Annotated in this window: 18 protein-coding genes; 9 read left to right on the forward strand and 9 right to left on the reverse strand. The window is 45.6% G+C overall.

Going from position 1 to position 20,101, the window contains the following annotated elements:
- Window positions 1–236: 236 nt before the first annotated feature.
- The 3 genes from ACED25_RS12220 to nfsA all read left to right on the forward strand — a co-directional run bounded on the left by ACED25_RS12220 (window position 237) and on the right by nfsA (window position 3,872).
- Window positions 237–1,637 (forward strand): DUF1254 domain-containing protein, encoded by a 1,401-nt coding sequence (locus ACED25_RS12220; protein WP_371695377.1) that lies wholly within the window; start codon window positions 237–239, stop codon window positions 1,635–1,637.
- Window positions 1,638–1,777: 140 nt separating this feature from the next.
- Window positions 1,778–2,890, forward strand: coding sequence for an OmpP1/FadL family transporter (locus ACED25_RS12225; RefSeq protein WP_371695378.1), 1,113 nt, complete (start codon window positions 1,778–1,780; stop codon window positions 2,888–2,890).
- 259 nt (window positions 2,891–3,149) lie between these two features.
- A complete protein-coding gene (gene nfsA / locus ACED25_RS12230; RefSeq protein ID WP_371695379.1) occupies window positions 3,150–3,872 on the forward strand; it encodes an oxygen-insensitive NADPH nitroreductase in 723 nt (240 codons plus the stop codon).
- Window positions 3,873–3,987: 115 nt separating this feature from the next.
- On the opposite strand, the gene ACED25_RS12235 is transcribed toward nfsA, so the two are convergent.
- A complete protein-coding gene (locus ACED25_RS12235; RefSeq protein WP_371695380.1) occupies window positions 3,988–5,520 on the reverse strand; it encodes a phospholipase D family protein in 1,533 nt (510 codons plus the stop codon).
- A gap of 160 nt (window positions 5,521–5,680) precedes the next feature.
- Window positions 5,681–6,244, reverse strand: coding sequence for a TetR/AcrR family transcriptional regulator (locus tag ACED25_RS12240; RefSeq protein WP_017097576.1), 564 nt, complete (start codon window positions 6,242–6,244; stop codon window positions 5,681–5,683).
- Between the two features lie 60 nt (window positions 6,245–6,304).
- Here ACED25_RS12240 and ACED25_RS12245 point away from each other — a divergent pair, with 60 nt between their 5' ends.
- Window positions 6,305–6,871: a dihydrofolate reductase family protein gene (locus ACED25_RS12245; protein ID WP_371695381.1), complete on the forward strand. Its 567-nt coding sequence runs from the start codon at window positions 6,305–6,307 to the stop codon at window positions 6,869–6,871.
- Between the two features lie 139 nt (window positions 6,872–7,010).
- A complete protein-coding gene (locus tag ACED25_RS12250) occupies window positions 7,011–7,508 on the forward strand; it encodes a hypothetical protein (protein WP_017099814.1) in 498 nt (165 codons plus the stop codon).
- A gap of 154 nt (window positions 7,509–7,662) precedes the next feature.
- Here ACED25_RS12250 and ACED25_RS12255 read toward each other — a convergent pair whose 3' ends face one another.
- On the reverse strand, window positions 7,663–8,544 hold the full coding sequence (locus ACED25_RS12255; RefSeq protein ID WP_269335214.1) for a LysR family transcriptional regulator: 882 nt from the start codon (window positions 8,542–8,544) through the stop codon (window positions 7,663–7,665).
- A gap of 281 nt (window positions 8,545–8,825) precedes the next feature.
- On the opposite strand from ACED25_RS12255, the gene ACED25_RS12260 reads away from it, so the two are divergent.
- Window positions 8,826–10,013, forward strand: a complete 1,188-nt coding sequence (locus tag ACED25_RS12260; protein WP_371695382.1) for an MFS transporter — start codon at window positions 8,826–8,828, stop codon at window positions 10,011–10,013.
- A 71-nt stretch (window positions 10,014–10,084) separates the two neighbouring features.
- Here ACED25_RS12260 and ACED25_RS12265 read toward each other — a convergent pair whose 3' ends face one another.
- From ACED25_RS12265 to ACED25_RS12285, 5 genes are all read right to left on the reverse strand, one after another.
- Window positions 10,085–10,648: a sugar O-acetyltransferase gene (locus ACED25_RS12265; RefSeq protein ID WP_017102277.1), complete on the reverse strand. Its 564-nt coding sequence runs from the start codon at window positions 10,646–10,648 to the stop codon at window positions 10,085–10,087.
- 201 nt (window positions 10,649–10,849) lie between these two features.
- On the reverse strand, window positions 10,850–11,848 hold the full coding sequence (locus ACED25_RS12270; RefSeq protein WP_012600106.1) for a LacI family DNA-binding transcriptional regulator: 999 nt from the start codon (window positions 11,846–11,848) through the stop codon (window positions 10,850–10,852).
- A 99-nt stretch (window positions 11,849–11,947) separates the two neighbouring features.
- Entirely contained in the window at window positions 11,948–13,387 is a 1,440-nt protein-coding gene (locus ACED25_RS12275; RefSeq protein WP_102582584.1) for a 6-phospho-beta-glucosidase, read from the reverse strand.
- 168 nt (window positions 13,388–13,555) lie between these two features.
- Window positions 13,556–14,080 carry a hypothetical protein gene (locus ACED25_RS12280; RefSeq protein WP_371695386.1) on the reverse strand — a complete coding sequence of 175 codons (525 nt, stop codon included), beginning with the start codon at window positions 14,078–14,080 and terminating at the stop codon, window positions 13,556–13,558.
- Between the two features lie 51 nt (window positions 14,081–14,131).
- The gene (locus tag ACED25_RS12285) at window positions 14,132–14,521 is read right to left on the reverse strand and encodes a VOC family protein (protein ID WP_012600103.1); all 390 of its coding nucleotides are present in this window, start codon (window positions 14,519–14,521) and stop codon (window positions 14,132–14,134) included.
- A 209-nt stretch (window positions 14,522–14,730) separates the two neighbouring features.
- Here ACED25_RS12285 and ACED25_RS12290 point away from each other — a divergent pair, with 209 nt between their 5' ends.
- On the forward strand, window positions 14,731–15,618 hold the full coding sequence (locus tag ACED25_RS12290; RefSeq protein ID WP_080518041.1) for a DMT family transporter: 888 nt from the start codon (window positions 14,731–14,733) through the stop codon (window positions 15,616–15,618).
- Window positions 15,619–15,706: 88 nt separating this feature from the next.
- On the opposite strand, the gene ACED25_RS12295 is transcribed toward ACED25_RS12290, so the two are convergent.
- Window positions 15,707–16,621 carry a LysR family transcriptional regulator gene (locus tag ACED25_RS12295; protein WP_032555096.1) on the reverse strand — a complete coding sequence of 305 codons (915 nt, stop codon included), beginning with the start codon at window positions 16,619–16,621 and terminating at the stop codon, window positions 15,707–15,709.
- 188 nt (window positions 16,622–16,809) lie between these two features.
- Here ACED25_RS12295 and ACED25_RS12300 point away from each other — a divergent pair, with 188 nt between their 5' ends.
- Window positions 16,810–18,882: an alkyl/aryl-sulfatase gene (locus ACED25_RS12300; RefSeq protein WP_371695383.1), complete on the forward strand. Its 2,073-nt coding sequence runs from the start codon at window positions 16,810–16,812 to the stop codon at window positions 18,880–18,882.
- Window positions 18,883–19,163: 281 nt separating this feature from the next.
- Entirely contained in the window at window positions 19,164–19,973 is an 810-nt protein-coding gene (locus tag ACED25_RS12305) for an SDR family NAD(P)-dependent oxidoreductase (RefSeq protein ID WP_371695384.1), read from the forward strand.
- Window positions 19,974–20,101: the final 128 nt, after the last annotated feature.

Genomic DNA, 20,101 nt, shown 5'->3' on the forward strand with positions numbered 1-20,101 from the left:
TCCCGTACTTTTTTGCCAACATATCAACCGAAAATCAATCAAACAATAGCGCCTCACGCCCCCTACCTGCACACGTCGTAGAGTCGCTTCACCACCCTAAAATAATGTTAACTAAAACAAATACTTGAGTGGTAAAATTAGACTATTAACATCCTTAATATCGGCTATTACACTCCTTAATCTCACTTGCTCATATGATAAATGCCTAATTCTGTTCCTACGATCTAAGGTGTTCCATGAGAAAGCTCCTCTATAAGAAAAGTGTACTGACCAGCTTAGTGTGTTCTTTATCCAGTATTATCGCGATGCCATCCCTTGCCCAACAATCTATTAATCCTGAAGAAGAGCTCGCTTACAATCTAGGTGTTCAAGCATTTATCTATGGTACGGGTCCATTAACCGTGGCTGCGGTTAGGCAAACGACCACATCTGTTAATGCGCCGATGGACAACGCTATGGCACCATTGAATGAGATGGGTAAAACACGCGTTCTATCCGGACCTCAGGATAGGATTGTACCGACCGTCAACAACGATACGCTCTACTCACAAGCTCACTACGATCTGGATTTATCAGGTCCAATGGTGATTGATATTCCTCGCACCGATAACCGTTACTACATTGTTCAGCTATTGGATGCTTACTCAGATTCGATTGAAGATCTGCACGTGAAGAATGTAGGCGACCAAGGTTCAAAAGTGCTTTTGGTCAACAAAGGATGGGCTGGTGAAGTACCAGAGGGAATTGATCGTGTCGTAGAATCTCGCACTCCTATGGTTTGGTTGATTCAACGAACGGGCGTGTTTGGCGAACAAGACCTCAATGACGCACTGGTTATTCACGATAAATTCCTCAGCTACCCACTCGATCAACTCGGCGCAGAGCATGACATCGTAGAGCTCAAAGCTTCGACAGGTCGTATCCCACCCATGGCGAGGCCTGAAGGGCTAGAGTGGTATTCGCTAATTGACCGTGAACTACGAAAAAACCCGATTCCAGAAGATGCTGCCATCGTTGATCAATTCCAACAAATTGGTATTGGAGGATCGACCCCCTTTAACCCTGAAGCGCTAACCTCAGCACAGAAAAAAGGGCTAATGCGCGCGATTGAGTCTTCACAACAGATCATTCAATACGCTGGTCGAAGCATCGGCGATGTCAATAATGGCTGGTCGATGATGTACGAGGGTGGCCGCTACGGAAATGATTACCTGAGCCGAGCGAGCATCAATATGCGTGCGGCTGGTTTGAATGTACCAGAGCGAGCACTCTACCCAAATCGATACACAGACTCGAATGGCGAGCAACTGTCGGGATCCAATCAATATCGAATGACCATGCCTGCCGATGCACCCGCTGACGCCTTTTGGTCTTTGACCATGTACGACGCTAAAAACCTGTTCATGGTTGAGAACTTCATTCAACGCTACTCCATTTCAACCAATCGTAAAGATGAGCTGAAATACGCAGAAGACGGCACCTTGCCAATATGCATTCAATACGTAAAACCGTCCGATCCGACGTGTAACTGGCTACCCGCGCCTCAAGATGACTTCTATCTTCACATGCGCCTGTATGAGCCAACTCAAGCCGTTCTCGACAATGAATATCCCCTGCCACAAGTTGAAAAGCTCTAGCCCCAACTTGGTCAATTAAGTAGGTCAAGTCGATTGCCACGGCGTTCTTAATGTTCGCTCGTGGCAATTCGTTCTCTCCCCAAATACATGGCTCAAGCTGCTAGCAACATAACTCATACACTGAAAATGAGGTTCTATTCTTGAAAACACCTTTCATCACACTGTCTCTGTTAGTAACAGGGATAGTCAACTCTCTCGCTCACGCGGGAGGGTTAAATCTATCTCAGATTGCGACAACCAAAAGCGTTGGCACAGCCGGCGCAGGAAACGTAACCGTGAACGATGCATCCGCCGTGATCACCAATGCTGCGGGGTTATCGGCTATTGAAGAAAGCGCTTGGATTCTCGGCGTTCAATACCTCGATGTTGAAACCACTTTTGTCCGTGACGATAACTCGGCTTCGACCACAGGAAGCAGCGCCGATGTTCTCCCTCATTTGTCTTACGCATCAAGGCTCAATGACCAATGGGTCGTCGGCGCAGCATTGCACGCAGCTGGCGGCACTGGCGTTAAATACTCACACGGCGTTGGCGCACACCCTGCTTTATTGTTCAAAGAAAATAGCATTTCGGCACTCAACTTTACGTCGTCATTGTCATATCAGGTCAATGAACAACTGTCTCTTGGTGGTTCTTTGATATTGCAGCACGCAGCGCTTGAAACTCAAGCATTGAATGGTCGAGAGCTTCAAGGAGATAGCCTCGACCTAGGATTCGGCCTGAGTCTCAATCACCACATCAGTGACAACACACAATTGGGTGTCAGTTATCAGGGCCAATTTGATCACGACCTTTCCCTTGATAACGCCAACGCTTTTGGCATTAGCTCTGAACTAACATGGGTTCGAAGCTTAAACTTAGGGTTGAAGCATTCATTAAATGAAGACTTAAACCTTCTACTCAGCTCCAACATGGAGACATGGCAAGATTATGATGACAAATACTCAACCACCTATTCTCTTGGGGTTGGTGTGGAATACGCATACGAGGATTGGTTGCTGTACAGCGGAGTGAGCGGTGACACGAGCCCTGTAAGCAGTCAAAACAGAGATGTGTTACTCCCGCTCGATAAACAGTGGCGTATCGGATTCGGCGCTGAGAAGAAGATATCCAACGACTTACATCTAGGATTGAGCTACCAATACCAAGATTTAGGCCATGGTGAAATTAATGCTGACTCAGGACTATTTCAGCCTTCTGACAGCTATTCGACCAACAGAGTTCACTTCATCACTTTATCTCTTCGCCATTAAAGCGAACTCTTGAGCGTTATTCACTTCTAGCTTCTAGCTTCTAGCTTCTAGCTTCTAGCTTCTAGCATCTAGCATCTAGCATCTAGCATCTAGCATCTAGCAGGAAACGGTACGAAAAAAGGATTGGCTGTGACAGCAATCCTTTTAAATTCATGAATATCATTCCGCCAACCAGAAAGGCTCTAACGCCCTTTACGCTCATGGTAATTGTCGTTATTGTGATTCTCTACGTCATCATCACAAGGACTGTCTGAGAGTTATGAACAGCACGATTGAAACTATTCTGGGGCACCGCTCCATTCGTCAATATACAAATCAACCGATTGAAAAAGCACAACTTGATGTGATTATTCAGGCTGGCCTCGCGGCTTCATCATCGAGCTTACTGCAGGCTGTTTCTATCGTGAGAGTGACAGACACAGAGAAGCGCAAACTGTTAGCTGAATACGCAGGTAACCAAGCTTACGTTGAGAATGCGGCTGAGTTTTTAGTGTTCTGTATCGACTATCAACGCCACGCTCAAATCAACTCTGAAGTGAAAACCGACTTTACTGAACTGACCCTGATTGGCGCGGTAGATTCTGGCATCATGGCGCAAAACTGCATGCTGGCTGCCGAGTCTCTAGGTTTGGGTGGCGTATACATTGGTGGGCTGCGTAACAGCGCACAACAAGTCGATGAACTGTTAGAACTACCACAACACACCGCCGTATTGTTCGGAATGTGCTTAGGTCACCCGGCACAACAACCAGAGGTGAAGCCTCGCCTTCCTGCTCATGTGGTGATGCACGAAAACCAATATCAACCACTGAGCCTAGATGAAATTGCCAGCTACGACGATTCAATGCAAAGCTACTACGCGAACCGTTCAAGCAATCAGAAGCAGAGCAGTTGGTCACAGCAGCTCACACAGAAGCTGTCTGGTGAATCTCGCCCGCATATCCTGCCTTACTTGAACAGTAAGCAACTGACCAAGCGTTAAGCCGTTAAGCCGTTAAGCCGTTAAGAGCTTGCAACAAACCACAGCAAACAGCAGTACAAACAAAAATGTCAGCGTAATATACGCTGACATTTTTGTTTATCCGGAGGCGGCTAGATTACAGATATTTCTCAATCGGTAACAACTGTAGGAAGCCTGACTGCATTCGTTCCCACTTACCCGTTTCAGGTTCGCTGTCCCAACTTTGCTCACCTGAATACCAATACACATCACCGTCTTCCAGTTCCAAGCGCCAGCTATTATCTTCACTCATCGCTTGCTCAATGGTGTCAGCTAACGTTTCAGCAATCTCTTTGTTCTCGATGATCAAAACCGATTCAGTATTGAGATAGGTAGAGCGCAAGTTGAAGTTAAATGAGCCGATGCTCGCGATGCTGCGGTCGAATACGACTGATTTAGCGTGCAAGCCATAGGCCGTCTCAGGTGCACATTTAGACACGTCTTGAGTCGATGCTTCACACAGCTTAGATTCTGGTTTTAGCTCAAACAGGTCGATGCCATGATCCAACATGTCGTAACGTCTGCCCGCATAAGCGGAGTGATTAGTCACCAGATCATTAGAGGCCATAGAGTTCGTTAGCGCTTTTATCTCAACGCCCTTGTTGTTCAATACCTGCCACTCTTCAAGCTGACCATCATCGAATACAAGGTAAGCCGATTCCAACAAGATCTCTTGTTTCGATTCGCTCGCCAGTTTCCCTAGAAGAATCGCGGTCGCTTTCGGTTCATCGGTATTGTCTGAATCGTCAGGGACGGGCTGATCGTAAACAAAACGCGCATTCACCCATGTCATCTCACCAATCACCTCTTTCAGTAAGCTATCCGCAGCCTTACGATCTAATGGTAACTCAGGGTAATTTTGATAATGCGGAACGACAATATTATCTATCTTTGAGAGATCAGGTTGTTCGTCATCACCCAGCATATCGACAGGGTAAGACCAACGGCTATTCCAGTACTCGACAAAGCTGGTTTGGATAGTGGTAACGACTGAGCCCATCACCAATACATCGCGATCTCGGAAATTGATTTCATCAGAAAGGTCGAAGTATTCATCACCAATATTACGCCCACCAACCACAGACAAGGTGCCATCGACAGTAAACGACTTGTTGTGCATACGGCGGTTTAAGCGAGAGAAATCACCAAGGAAGCTCAACCACTTACTAAAGCCACGGCGTGTTGGTGTTGGGTTGAAGATTCGGATCTCGACGTTCGGGTGTGCATCCAGTGCTGATAATAAGCCTTCACGCTCATTGAGGTTAATGTCGTCGAGCATGACTCGCACCTTAACACCACGATCAGCAGCTGCTAACAAACGACTCGCTAGGTACCTGCCCGATTCGTCAGAGTTCCAGATGTAATATTGAATATCAATGGTGTGCTCTGCACTTTCAACCAACGCCAATCGCTGTGCCAAAGCATCCCAACCAGACTCTTGCAGACGAACCGCAGTAGTGCCTTGATCTAAAGCTTCAGGCTGAAATTCATTGGTTAGAACCGATAAAGAACTAGGTGCAGGAGAGGTTGGCGGTTCTGTTGGATGATCGATGCCTTCAGGAAGTGAAGAACACCCACCTAAAACGGCGATTAAGATTAACGTTAAACTGATGCGTTGGAGCACAGGCATGTATCTGACTTCCTTTTCACGATGGCGTCTTTAGAAACTTTCCGGACAGCTTTTCAATGAACAAGCTATTCCGATCTATTCATTGATTATTACTGCTAAAGCCTGAAATTTATAGGTAATTATCCAGTATAAATTTAAAGGTCAGTAAATTGCCTACAGATCACTTAAGTTGAGTGAGTGCTAAACAGTATAAACTCAGCGGCTTTTCGACCATTTCAATGGTGAGTTCAGTTCGGTCTGGGTTGCAGTTCAACGCCAAAGCGTAGCCGTGTAAATAATCCACCAGCAAATCCAGCGCGTTTTTGGTTTGCTCATCGGTTAACGCTAACGGGCTCAACACCGCTTCAAAGCGTTCACTAAATACTTCCATTGGCCCGAGGGATTTCATGGTCAATAAGGTCTCTAACAAGCCTCTATATTCGTTGAGCATCGACAAGTAACTCACACTGAGCCGATATAGGTTATCTTGCCAGTCTTGATTCAGCTCTGGCTGTGCCACTTCTTCAATCAAAGAAACTGTGATTGCCTCAAGCAGATCGTTTTTGTTTTTGAAGTAATAGTATATAGCCATCGCATCGACCCCGAGTTCCGTCGCCAACCCTCGAACACTTGGCACTTTGCCACTCTCTCGCATCATGCTTTTAGCAATAGTGAGAATTCTCTCTGCGCTGAGTTGGCTTGATCCACTCTTTGGTCGACCTCGTTTCTGATCCTTGACAGTCATACCGTCACCTCTTAAACTTTATTTCTACACTGTAGAATATTTTAATTTATTACCGTGTAGATGCCAAGTTTCTCATTGATATCGGAGTTAAAAATGTCAAATATTGTATTCATCGCAACCAGCCTTGACGGTTACATTGCAGACAAGCAAGGTGGCTTAGATTGGCTGCAAGCGATTCCAAATCCAGACGGTGACGACATGGGTTACAACGCTCATACTGATCATATCGATGCACTGGTCATGGGACGTAATACAATGGACATGGTGTTGAGCTTTGGCATTGATTGGCCTTACAGCAAGCCAGTCTATGTACTGAGCAACACTTTAAATGAAGTACCTCAAGAGCTTGAAGGTAAAGTATTTTTGATGAAGGGCGAGCTTAAACAGATTGTCGCGGATTTGAATAACAAAGGCCTAAAGAACTTGTACATTGATGGCGGCATTACCATTCAAAACTTCATGAAAGAAGACCTGATTGATGAGCTGATCATCTCGACCATTCCTGTCGTGCTTGGTGGTGGGTCCCCGTTATTTGGTTACTTAGTATCTCCCGTCGACTTTACGTTGAAAGGCGTCACGACGTACCTTGATGAGATAGTGCAAACTCATTACTTGCGTAAGCGTTAAAGCTGTTGTTGCTCTAAGGGCATGAAAGGATCAACACCGAAAACATTGTTCACGCGACGTAAGCTTTACCGTCTCTACACAAGCCTCCCCTAAAGTAGTACCCTTTATCGTCTCTCATTCTTGATGGTAGCTGGATATTATGAAGCTTTTGGTCGATCGCACTGGTGAACAGTTTTTAGAAATTCTGCAAGAATCTGGAGACACGCTGACGGTTCAATTCATTACCAATGAAGGCAATCGAAAGGGTAAACCGTTCCAAGATAACTTGAGTGGATTGTTCCTCACGGGGTGGAAGCCGCGCACTACTTCAACCGCCATCGGATTAGAACGCTTTAAGCAAGGCAAACTTGAAGATCCCAAAGTGAGTTTCGCATTGCACCAGCTCTATCCACTGGGTCGATACGTAAAATTACCTTCTGGTGATATCGCAACAATCGCGAGTTACGCCAATACCCATGCCGATGGCTACTATATGTTTGTGCGCCTCAACGATGAGTTAACCCGACTTAAGATTACGCCCGATTGGGAACTGCAACCTTCCGCTCAAAGGTTAGCCTTGCCTTATTACCCTGCGCCAAGAAGCCAGCAAGAACTCGACAATATTGACGATTTTGATGCGTGGGCGGGCGGTTTTTAAACACTGAAAGTCAGTAAGCGCTATTGAGATCACATCCACCTATCGAATCTCAATACAACAATATGTGCTCTCTAAACATTGATACGAATACCCGTTCTCAAACGATGCAAATAACGGTTTGGCTGTGTGCTGCTAAAGAGTGTTTCATTCTTCCCTACAAGCTCAAACGGGGCTGTATAAAATCGATAAACGCCGAGATACGTTTAGAGACAGAGGACGACTTGTAGTAAACCGCATTCACTCGCTCTCGATCTGTGTTAGCAAGTTTGTCTTGTTCCAGAATAGGGATTAGACGACCCGCAGCCATATCTTCCTGCACCATAAACCCCGACAGACAAGCAATCCCATTTCCAGCTAAGACTAGTTGACGCACGGTTTCACCATTACTGGCTGTCACAGTAGGCGCGACATCACTTTGATTTGGTAAAGGCCAATGGTTAAGCACTTTGTTACCCGCAAACCCCACAATTTGATGCGAACTCAAATCTTCAGGTTTGGTGGGCAACCCACGCTTAGCGAGATAATCAGGTGACGCCACAATATGGAGTAAGCTTTTTCCTAACGGACGAGCGTGCAGTGTTGAATCGGACAACTTACCAATTCGAATCGCAACATCGGTTCTCTTTTCGAGAAGATCAACAAAGCCTTCGTTGGAAGTGAGTTCCAACTCAATGTCTGGGTAAGCCTCTTTGAATGACTGCACCAACGGCACTAGCTGATGGAATACGAATGGGCTGGCGGCATCGACTCTTAAACGACCTTTAGGCAACTCACCGCGCGACACGATTTCTTCTTCCGCGCTCTGGATCATTTGTAATCCCACCCTGACTGAATCGACAAACTGCCGCCCTTCCTCCGTCAATTCCACGCGTCTCGTTGTTCGGTTGAATATTGAGACGCCGAGTTGCGACTCAACCTTACTCACCGAACGAGATACCTTGGCGACTTGCACATCCAACGCCTCTGCCGCCGCAGAAAAACCACCAGCAGCGACAACGGTGAGTACCATTTCTAAATCATCTGAACGGGTTAACATGAGGCTCCTTCGCTATCTTCATTTTGTTTAATGTCATCTCGCTTGTGCTCATCACAGCTCAAATCATCTATGTCTTTTCGATCTCATCAGCTTAATCCAATGATCGGTTAACTCTTTAATTATTGCAAATTTAACAAAGGTTATTTGTTAATAACGGTATTTTTCACAAATATATTTTGCTCGATAATCCTCGCCATCAAACGAAGCGCTCCTATTGCAGTCACAAGCTGCCCCATTTTATCGCGCTCGGTATTTAACAAAGAACAGTAAGAGAGATGATTATGCCACTAGCATTACTCGCATTGACGCTCAGCGCCTTTGCCATCGGAACCACAGAATTTGTCATCGTAGGCTTGATTCCTACCATGGCGAGCGACTTGAATGTATCTCTGCCATCGGCAGGCCTATTAGTCAGTTTATACGCGCTTGGCGTTGCTATTGGCGCACCAGTATTAACGGCATTAACCGGAAAGTGGAATCGTAAAGCGGTATTGCTAACCGTGATGGCATTGTTTGTCATTGGTAACTTATTGGCGTGGCAAGCTCCAGGCTATAACACGCTGATCACCGCACGAATTTTGACCGGCCTCGCCCATGGTGTGTTCTTCTCGATTGGATCGACCATCGCGACAGGTTTGGTTTCAAAAGATAAAGCAGCCAGTGCCATCGCGATCATGTTTACGGGTTTAACGGTTGCATTGGTGACCGGCGTACCACTGGGCACTTACATCGGTCAAACCTTTGGCTGGCAAGCGACCTTCTTGATCGTTGCTCTGCTTGGTCTTATTGCTCTTATCGGTAGCGCTATCTTGGTTCCAAGCAACCTTAAGCAACCACCAGCGGCGAAGATTTCGGCACAGCTAAAGGTTCTAACTCAACCACGCTTACTGTTGGTTTACGCTATCACAGCACTAGGTTATGGCGGCACATTCACAGCGTTTACGTTCCTTGCTCCAATACTGGAAAACGTATCAGGGTTTGATTCGAGCTCAATCAGCTTAATCATGTTGGTCTACGGTGTGTCAGTAGCGGTCGGTAACATCTGGGGCGGTAAAATGGCCGACAAGATGGGCCCAATTAAAGCACTGACCGTTATCTTCTCTGGTTTAGCCGCAGTACTGGTGGTATTCAACTTTACCGCAGTAAACCCTTATGCAGCTGTTGCGACCATTTTGGTTTGGGGTGCATTCGCATTCGGTAACGTTCCAGGGCTACAAGTGTATGTTGTTAAACTGGCTGAGAAATACACACCAGACGCCGTCGATGTCGCTTCTGGGTTGAACATTGCAGCCTTCAACGTCGGTATTGCATTGGGCTCGTGGGGTGGTGGTTTGATTGTCGCGAAATCTGGATTAATGAACACCCCTTGGGTAGGTGCGGTGATTGTTTTGATCGCTCTTATTCTGACTCGATTCAGTGGTGCGTTAGATAAGAAGCAAGCACAACAAGCTGTTCCATCTAGCATCTAGCATCTAGCATCTAGCAAGGATAGAAAAAACAAAGCCCGAACCTAGGTTCGGGCTTCGTCATTTACATCTGATTATTGTCCGTTATCGATCGCTTTCAGCACTTTACATGGGTTACCGACTGCAACCACATTGGCTGGGATGTCTTTAGTTACCACACTGCCTGCGCCAATAACGCTGTTTTCGCCAATGGTTACACCCGGGCAGATGATTACACCACCGCCAAGCCAAACATTGTCGCCGACGTTAATCGGTGTGCCAAATTCAACACCCTCTTCAACTCGGCCTTTCACATCGAGTGGGTGACCTGCGGTCAGGATTTGAACGTTCGGACCAAGCAGCACATTGTCGCCAATGGTCACTTCAGCCACATCCAAAATCACGCAGTTAAAGTTAGCGTAGAAGTTCTTGCCCAGCTTGATGTTCGAGCCGTAGTCACAACGAAATGGAGGTTCTAAGTGTGCATTTTCACAGCCCGGAATGAGCTCTTGCGTTGCCGCTTCCCATTCGGGTGTGTCTGGAATACTGTTATTGAGTTTTTGAAGCACCTTACGACATTCGATACGAGCTGAATAAAGCTCTTTATCCCAAGCCTGATAAGGTTCGCCTGCTAGCATTTTTTGTTTTTCTGTTTTCACGTTACTTACCTGTTCTCACATCACTTAGCTAGTTTCACATTACTTACCGTTTTCACAGTACTTAACTAATGGTGGTCAATTCATCGACCAAAAACGCAATATCGCACATCTAAATAACAGTGAATAAGGAGTGTTTGCGCTTGGTTGAAGAGATGCGCAGCTCGTCACTTTTTGTAGGTGAAATATGAAATTCGAACGGTGCTAATTTAGCTTCGCTATCGAATCACGTAACACCAAACTGCCAGTGGTATTGATGGTGGTCGCTTGCTCTGTTTCACCGACAATTTGCAGGATCGCCTTTTGCGTCATTTGCTCTAATGGCACACTCACAGACGTTAAGCTTGGCGTTAAAAACGCCCCCACTTTGCTGTTATCAAAACCAACGATAGAAACATCTTGAGGCAATGAGTACCCAAGTTCGGTTAACGCCTTAATCGCACCAATCGCCATGTCATCGTTTTCCGACAAGATAGCGGTGAATGTTGCTTTGCTTTTTACCAGAGCCTGAGCCGCATGATAACCGCTCTCCATCGTCCAATCACCTTGAACAACCTTGGACTCATCCAATGCAATACCCTGTTTAGTTAGCACATCTTGATAGGCTTGGTAACGCAACTCATCGGTCGAAGAACCGGCTTTACCACGAATCACTGCAATGTCTGTATGGCCTTGCTCGATGATGTGCTCAACCATCAAACAAGCGCTCTGATAATGGTCGGTGGTAATGGCATGATTAGGCTTCGACGGCATTTCTCGGTTGAGTACCAGAATCGGTGTGTCAGTACTTTCGATGATCTTTGCAATCTCGCTTTCGGTTAAGCATTGCGGATAGATGATGATGCCCGCGCACTTCATATCCAGCAGGAAGTTGATCGCCTTTCTTTCGTCTTCAGCGCTGTGTTTGCCATCGGTGATCACCAATTGGTGATTCGACTTTTCGCTATAAGAAGCCGCGTGATACATCAAGGAAGAAAAGTAAGGGCCATTGAACAACTCATTGGTGATTACAAAGCCGATGAAATTGGTCTTCTTGGTCGCCAATTGCTGAGCCAACAAGTTCGGTCGATAACCTGTTTCTTGAATCGCATCGAATACCTTTTTCACCACATCTGGGCGCACGATGTTCTTGCCATTTAAGACACGAGAAACGGTCGATTTAGATACGCCTGCGCGGTTCGCGACATCAAGCATGGTTACCATTCGCTTCTTTTCCTTTATAAAAAATTAGCCGACATAGGCCGACTAATTCATTGCAAAATGACAGCTCACAGTTCACATAACTGCGCTGGGAAATGCATTCTAAATAGTGGTACCGTTAGATGCAATCACGCCTTTATACCACTCGAACGACTTCTTGCGTTTGCGTTCTAGTGAGCCCGATTGATCGTTGTGCTTATCTACGTAAATGAATCCGTAGCGTTTTTTCATCTCGCCCGTGGTGAATGAAACTAAGTCGATACAGCCCCAAGGGGTGTAGCCCATCAAGTCAACGCCATCAATCGCTACGGCTTTTTTCATCTCTTTGATGTGGTCACCAAGGTAAGCAATGCGGTAGTCATCATTAATGCTGCCATCTTCTTCAATGGTATCAACAGCGCCAAAACCGTTCTCAACAATAAACAATGGCACTTCATAACGTTCATACAGAGACGCTAAACAGAAACGTAAACCTGTTGGATCAATTGGCCAGCCCCAATCGCTAGACTGGATAAATGGGTTATCGACCGAGTTCTCATGACCGCCGTCCATCGCTTCTTCGGTTGACTGATGCGAAGAAGAATCCAAGGTATTCGACATGTAGTAGCTAAAGCCTAAGTAATCCGCTTTACCTTCTTTCAAGATTTGCTCATCTTCTGGCTGCATTTCAATATTGAAGCCTTTGATTGCCCAGTCACGCTTAGCGTAATTTGGGTAATGACCACGAACCATCACATCCGAGAAGAAGTAACGATCACGCATCGCTTTCTGCGCCACCATAATGTCTTCTGGCTTTGAAGAACGAGGGTAGAAAGGCACCATCGCACACATCGCACCGATCTGAAGATCTGGGTTGATCTCGTGACCTTTCTTAACCACCAAAGCACTTGCAACAAACTGATGGTGAACCGCTTGATACATGGCTTCTTGCGGCTTTTCACATTGCGGGAACTTAACACCAGAGCACAACCAACCGAAGATGTCTGCCGAAGTGTTCATCTGGTTATTTATCTCGTTAAACGTCATCCAGTACTTCACCTTGTGCTGGTAGCGTTCCATTACCGTAGTCGAGTACTTAACGAAGAAGTCGATCACTTTACGGTTCATCCAGCCGCCATATTCGTTAGCTAGGTGGTAAGGCATTTCAAAGTGGCTCAGTGTTACCACTGGCTGAATGTCGTATTTCAACAGCTCATCAAACAGATCATCGTAAAACGCTAAACCCGCTTCACACGGCTCAGCTTCATCGCCATTTGGGAAGATACGCGTCCACGCGATACTGGTACGGAAACACTTAAAGCCCATCTCAGCGAATAACTTAATGTCTTCTTTGTAGCGATGGTAGAAATCCACTGCGACTTGGTTTGGGTAGTTTTCGCCATCAATCACGCCATCGGTGATTCGACGTTGTACACCATGAGCGCCCGCTGTTAATACATCAACAACACTGACACCTTTACCATTCGCATCCCAGCCGCCTTCTAGTTGATGCGCCGCAACCGCACCGCCCCATAAAAAATCGTTTGGAAATTCGTTATTCATACCATTACTCGCTACAAGTTGTTCGTGAAAAGATCAGGATTAGAGAAGTAATCGCAACTCTGAAACCGATTTCAATAAAAGCAAAGATACACATTGAAACCGGTTTCAGCAATAGGTGGAAGATCTTTTTTGATCGAACTACAGACTAATCAAAAGTCAGCGTTACGATCAATGCTGCTCAAAATACTGGTCGTGTTGTGATTTTTCCGATTGGTCTTGAGTGCCAGGATAGAACTGTACCAGCGTTTGATCGGCTAAAGTGAGGTGAATCCAACCCTCTTTAACTTTCAGCCAATTGGTACCGTTGGTCTCATAGACAGCAGGAAAGCTGCCCCAGCCTGACTCTGATACCTGCAGCTCTTGAAAGCGGTTAATCGGAGTTAGCTTATTACTGTCGAAGTTTGCGTCTGCATAGACTGATAATGGCTCGATGGCATCATTTGGCTTGAACGTATAACAGCTCACCGAGGCTGAGGTGCGATCAAACCACTGGTAAGGTTGTGCACCGATTAAATCGTAGACCGTACAATCATTGAATTGAACAGCCCATTCTTGGTGAGCTTTAAAACCAAGGTAACCAATGGGTTCTGAGAGTTCAGGCTTCGCGTCTGCCTCCTGCTCATACACCGGTTCTGAGGTAGCACATCCCATCAGCCCAAGACTAAAAAGGAAAGTCACAGCAAGCTTCATCATTGTCATACCTCAGTTCCGTTAGTAGATGAGTAACTCAATTAAGTCTCTACATTAAACGGTAAGTTCCAAGCGATTACCATCCGGATCGAGCACACAGCTCTCATAATAGCCATCACCTGTTCTTCTTGGGCCATCTAAGCGCTCATAGCCGTCTTCGACCAAGCGTTGAGTCAGTTGATCGACCGCTTGTTCCGAACCTAGTGATATCGCCATATGAATGAAGCCTGTGAACTGGTCATAGATATCGTCTTTCGATTCAGGGACAGAGAACATTTCCATGATCTCTAAGCGACTACCGCTTTCAAAGGACAAGAAATATGAAGAGAAGCCTTTGCTTGGATTGTGATATTTCTGGTTGGACGTTGCACCAAAGTAATCCTCATAAAAACGTTTAAGCACTTCGAGTTGTTTGGTCCAAATTGCGATGTGTTCGATCTTCATTTTTATCACCTAATGTTTACATATGACACTAGATTACTCGTCAGACAAGGAAGGATAAACAGAACATAATTCATCAAAAGTGTTCCTATTTAATAGTCAGTTCCGTTATCAAAATGCCAACAATTAGCTGCACAGTATTAACATCTAAATTTGTGCAATACATAGCTTTGATCCATAGTCGGTGTTTTACACAATCTGAGATTCAAACTGTGAGCTTTTTAAAACTGATACTACTTGCGGCTATATGGGGAGGCTCGTTTCTTTTCATGAGAATGGCGGCCAATCCATTAGGGCCCGCAGTCTTGATTGAAGCGCGAGTTCTGTTTGCAGCACTTACTCTGCTTTTAGTTTCTTTTTATTTAAAAAAGAAGCTCTCTTTTCATGATCACGCTAAACACTTCTTCATTCTCGGGCTGTTTAACACCACACTTCCTTTTTTGCTTTTCGCTTATGCCGCGCAGACACTTAACGCCTCGACACTCGCCATCTTGAACTCTACCGCGCCAATATGGGCGGCAATCATTGGTGCGATATGGACTAAAACAGCACTCGAGGCGAAAGTTCTATTGGGACTTGGGATTGGGGTAACGGGAGTTGGCGTGTTAGTCGGTTGGGATGCGATGAACATTGGCCGTGAGGCTATGCTTCCTATATTTGCAGCAGTGATGGCGGCCTTTAGCTACGGAATAGCGTCAAACTATACCAAACAAGCCCCTAAAGTTGAGGCATTCAACAATGCTCATGGCAGCATGTGGGCTGCGGTGTTGCTGGTTTTGCCATTTGTATTTTTTATTCCGATGAGAGAAACACCCGACGTTACGATCACTACGTCAGTTATCTTATTAGGCGCGGTATGTACTGGGTTAGCGTATCTACTTTACTTCAATCTAGTCTCTGAACTCGGCGCACCTTCAGCCCTGTCCGTGACCTTCATCATTCCGGTATTTGGTATTCTCTGGGGTAACTTGTTCTTAGATGAAGCAATTGGCATCAATACGATTGTTGGTTCAATTCTGGTTATCACCGGTACCATGTTGGTGACAGGAATGTCGCCAATGAAAATGCTCAAAGCCGCTCGTCAGAAACGCGCACAATAAGTTGATTGAATCCAAAAAACCTAATTAAAACCCTCAAGTAACAGAGACAAAAACGGCCTCCAAATGGAAGCCGTTTTTCATTGAATCGTTAACAGCTTTGAGAGCTCGTCATGTATTGTTGAATCTTGGTTCTTAACCATTGATGTGCGGGGTTTAAGTCTGTTCGTTTATGCCAAATCATATACTGTTTCATCGGCAAGACCTCAAAAGGCTGCTCGAGCACTTGCAGTTGGAATCGCTCCGCAAATTGATTAGCAAAACCTCTAGATGTACTACCAACACAGTCGGAGCCAGAGACCAACACACACATCGTCATCAATGAATCACATTCGGAACTGACTTTTCGCTGCTGTATCGGATTTTTTGTAAAGTAATCCGCGGTGTAAAGGTGAGAGCGACGCATTCTGAAGGTGATGTGTTTCTCATGATAATACTGCGCTTCCGTTACCGATCCATCAATCCTTGGATGCCCTTTCTTGGCGATCAGCACGAGCTCATCTTCAATCACTTGCTGGTTCATATAACCATTCACTTGTGGATAGTGAATATCGATCGCTAAATCGGCTTGCTGCATGCTCAAACTCTGCAGCAGATCTTCTTCATTACTTGGCACCATATTGAATTCAATTGAGATGTTACCAAGCGTCTCGTCCTTTTCCACAAGGGGCTGAAGCTTGGTTAAACCGATCTCGTTGACCAAAATTCGAAACACATGATGCTGCTGATTATCGAACTGCTTTAGCGTGCTGACCGCGCTGGTTATCCCGTCCAATGCGGGCTCTACACGTAACGCCAACTGCATCGCTGCATTGGTCGGCGTTATACCTCTACCCTCTCGAATAAAAAGGTCTGTACCCAATTGTGCTTGAAGCCGTTTCAAAGCGCCGCTGACTCCAGGTTGAGTCATACCAAGCGATTCTGATGCAAGCGTGATCGACTTTAATCGGTACACTTCTAAGAACACGCTCAGTAGATTTAAATCCAACTTTTCCATGTCGCTCACCGTTACTCTCCCTGTCAATGTGCTCTTAATCAATCATGGGTCAGGTTTTATCTTCGTTCCCTAACCATTGTACGACTCAATACATAGCCAATCGTGATGTGTTAACTAAAGCTTACTTTATTTTTTGCTATATGTCTTAGGCATATAATTTCCTCAACGAAACGAAATCCCGAATTGAAGAGGCACCTATGACTCCATCACGCACTTTCAAAAATGCATCACTGTTCCTAGCAATCTCTCTTGCGTTTCCTGCTATTGCAGCTAACCATGACCACGCACACTTTAGCGATATAGGCGATCAAGGTGGCAAAGACGCGACTGAGATGACGACGAAAGCAAACCAAGAATTCGCGAAAACGCTGAACTTCGAAGACACTCGCGCGTTCGACAATAACAACAAAGGGTTGATCGCGAGCTTCGATCAAGAAACTGGCGATATTATTCGCAACAGCTTCAACTTCATCGACCCTAGCGTGAACAATGCCGATCAAGCACCCGATTCAGTAAACCCTTCGCTTTGGCGTCAAGCCGTGCTAAACCAAGCTGCTGAAGGTTTGTACGAAGTTGTCCCAGGTAAAGTGTATCAAGTTCGTGGTGCTGATCTGGCGTCTATTTCTTTCATCCGCAGTGACAATGGTTGGATTGCTTACGACGTTCTTCTCACAAAAGAATCCGCGGCTAAGTCATTAAAGTTCTTCAAGAACAACGTGCCTGATGGTGGTGACTTACCTGTCGTAGCGATGATTTACTCACACTCACATGCCGATCACTTTGGCGGTGCACGAGCAATCAAAGAAGCTTACCCAGACGTAAAAGTGTACGGTTCTAAAAACATTACTAAAGAAATCGTCGACGAAAACGTATTGGCGGGTAATGCGATGTCTCGACGTACCGCTTATCAATATGGCGCAACACTGAATCGTCATGAGCACGGTATCGTGGATGCGGCACTCGCGAAAGGCTTGTCGACAGGCACCATCACTTACGTATTGCCGGATTACGAACTTAACCATAGCGAAGAAATTGAAACGCTGGTTATCGATGGCCTAGAGATGCAATTCATGGATGCATCAGGCACTGAAGCGGCATCAGAAATGGTGACCTACATTCCGAGCATGAAGGCACTTTGGACTGGTGAGCTAACGTATCAAGGCATGCACAACCTCTACACATTGCGTGGTGCAAAAGTACGTGATGGCTTGAAGTGGTCTAAGAAGATCAACGAGATGTTGGTCACTTGGGGTGAAGATACCGAGGTATTGTTTGCCTCTCACTCATCGCCAATTTGGGGCGAACAAGAAATATCTGACTACCTAAAAATACAACGTGACGCTTACGGTTTTACTCATAACCAAACACTTCGCCTAGCGAACAATGGTGTCGTTTTGCAAGACATTGGCGACGAGATATACAAAGTCATGCCAGACAGCATTCAACAGTCTTGGCACACCAATGGTTACCACGGTACTTACTCTCACAATGCTCGTGCGGTGTACAACATGTACCTTGGTTACTTCGACATGAACCCAGCCAATCTGAACCCACTACAAATTCACCCAGAGTCAGTTAAGTTTGTTGAATACATGGGTGGCAGTGACGCAGTGATTGAGAAAGCGCAGCAAGATTTCCAAGAAGGCGAATATCGCTTCGTTGCAACGGCACTGAACAAGGTTGTCCAAGCAGAACCAGAGAACAAAGTTGCACGCGGCTTATTGGCCGATACTTATGAACAGCTAGGCTACCAATCAGAAGGTGCTGGGTGGAGAAACATCTATCTAACAGGTGCTCAAGAACTGCGTATCGGCACACAACCGGGCGCACCAAAAACGGCTTCTCCGGATGTATTGGCGAACATGACCATCGAAAACTTGCTGGATTACTTAGCGGTAAAAGTGGACTCTTTGAAGGCGCAAGACACGCCGTTTACCATGAATATCCAATTACCTGATGTGAAAGAGTTCTACTACGTAGAGATGTCGAATGGCAACCTGAACAACATTCAAGTGAGCGAACTGCAAGATGCCGATACCACACTGGTCATCAACAAATCAGATGTATCAGACATCGTACTGAAGAAAACGACACTCAACCAATTATTGGAAGATGGCCAAGCGGGCGTGAAAGGAGACAAAACATCGTTGAACAAACTGCTGTCTTCATTGACTGAAGCTGATACCTCTTTTGAGATTGTTCCTCGTCCAAACAAAGGCGAAGAAGTGGATGCAGAGTTGTACCAAGATTCACACGAGCACGCTCACTAAGCAGCTCTAAGGTAAAATAATCACAACGTCAAACTGGCCTAAATAGGCTGAAACAAGGCTAATACGACCAAGCCTCAACCATTAAACTGGTTGAGGCTTTTTTGATTTGAGCTTTATTCGATATCAAGAAAATAAAATGAAAAACCACACCCTTGTTTCACGGTTTCTCAATCGTAATACACATCCGTACTTTCTATATCTCAGCATGTGAAGTAGTAGAGACTTTGTGCAATCAAACTTTGTTATAAAAGTTGTCCGGACTCTTTATTCAAGGAAGGAAGATGCGAAAAAAGATCATGATTACAGGTGCGACAGATGGTATCGGTTTAGAGACCGCGAAAATGTTAGCCCAACAAGGGCATCACATCCTTATACATGGACGTAACCCAACAAAACTCAGCAAAGTAGAAACCGGCCTTTCTCGATTATCCAAGGATGCGATTATCGAAAATTATGTTGCTGATCTCTCTTCTCTTTCTGAAGTTAAAGCCCTCGCCAACCAAATAAAGTCGAAGCATGAACAGCTCGATGTACTCATTAACAATGCTGGCGTATACAAGGTTTCGGAAGTCACCACCTCAGACAACCTTGATGTACGTTTTGTTGTGAACACCATTGCCCCTTATTTACTGACTCAAAAGCTGCTACCACTTTTTGATGCCAACGGTCGCATCGTCAATCTATCTTCAGCCGCTCAGTCATCGGTCGATCTCGAGGCACTTGTCAGCCCAAATCCTGACGCTTTAGATGGCCCCATCTACGCACAAAGTAAGTTGGCGTTAACGATGTGGTCAATCCATCTTGCGCACCAGTTAAGAGATCAAGGGCCTCTAATCATTCCCGTTAATCCGGCCTCATTTCTTGGCAGTAAATTGGTTAAAGATGCGTATGGTTTGGAAGGTAATGACTTAGGGATTGGCGCTGATATCTTATGCCGAGCCGCACTATCGGAAGAGTTTTCTAACGCTTCAGGGAAGTATTTTGATAATGATTCGGGGCTATTTAAAGCCCCTCATGCTGATGCATTAAATACGGGGAAAAATCAGAAACTGATGACGACTCTCGACCAGTTACTTACAGAACTGCTCTAGCCAATGCCACGCTCACTAGTCAGATACAATGAGAGCTCCGTATTTAGGAGCACTCCACAACCCAAAGTTGTCAGTAAGCGTGCCATGAACACCGCATTCTAATCCTTCAGCACGAAGAATAAGATCAA

This window comes from Vibrio sp. 1F263 (assembly GCF_041439035.1).
Classification (GTDB): domain Bacteria; phylum Pseudomonadota; class Gammaproteobacteria; order Enterobacterales; family Vibrionaceae; genus Vibrio; species Vibrio tasmaniensis_A.

Excerpts from the sequence above, each read along its gene's own strand:
- ACED25_RS12245 (WP_371695381.1), top strand. The coding sequence starts at position 6,305 with ATGCCAAGTTTCTCATTGATATCGGAGTTAAAAATGTCAAATATTGTA.
- ACED25_RS12250 (WP_017099814.1), top strand. The coding sequence starts at position 7,011 with ATGAAGCTTTTGGTCGATCGCACTGGTGAACAGTTTTTAGAAATTCTG.
- ACED25_RS12240 (WP_017097576.1), bottom strand. The coding sequence starts at position 6,244 with ATGACTGTCAAGGATCAGAAACGAGGTCGACCAAAGAGTGGATCAAGC.
- ACED25_RS12255 (WP_269335214.1), bottom strand. The coding sequence starts at position 8,544 with ATGTTAACCCGTTCAGATGATTTAGAAATGGTACTCACCGTTGTCGCT.
- ACED25_RS12305 (WP_371695384.1), top strand. The coding sequence starts at position 19,164 with ATGCGAAAAAAGATCATGATTACAGGTGCGACAGATGGTATCGGTTTA.
- ACED25_RS12235 (WP_371695380.1), bottom strand. The coding sequence starts at position 5,520 with ATGCCTGTGCTCCAACGCATCAGTTTAACGTTAATCTTAATCGCCGTT.
- ACED25_RS12300 (WP_371695383.1), top strand. The coding sequence starts at position 16,810 with ATGACTCCATCACGCACTTTCAAAAATGCATCACTGTTCCTAGCAATC.
- ACED25_RS12220 (WP_371695377.1), top strand. The coding sequence starts at position 237 with ATGAGAAAGCTCCTCTATAAGAAAAGTGTACTGACCAGCTTAGTGTGT.
- ACED25_RS12280 (WP_371695386.1), bottom strand. The coding sequence starts at position 14,080 with ATGATGAAGCTTGCTGTGACTTTCCTTTTTAGTCTTGGGCTGATGGGA.
- ACED25_RS12270 (WP_012600106.1), bottom strand. The coding sequence starts at position 11,848 with ATGGTAACCATGCTTGATGTCGCGAACCGCGCAGGCGTATCTAAATCG.
- ACED25_RS12285 (WP_012600103.1), bottom strand. The coding sequence starts at position 14,521 with ATGAAGATCGAACACATCGCAATTTGGACCAAACAACTCGAAGTGCTT.
- nfsA (WP_371695379.1), top strand. The coding sequence starts at position 3,150 with ATGAACAGCACGATTGAAACTATTCTGGGGCACCGCTCCATTCGTCAA.
- ACED25_RS12260 (WP_371695382.1), top strand. The coding sequence starts at position 8,826 with ATGCCACTAGCATTACTCGCATTGACGCTCAGCGCCTTTGCCATCGGA.
- ACED25_RS12275 (WP_102582584.1), bottom strand. The coding sequence starts at position 13,387 with ATGAATAACGAATTTCCAAACGATTTTTTATGGGGCGGTGCGGTTGCG.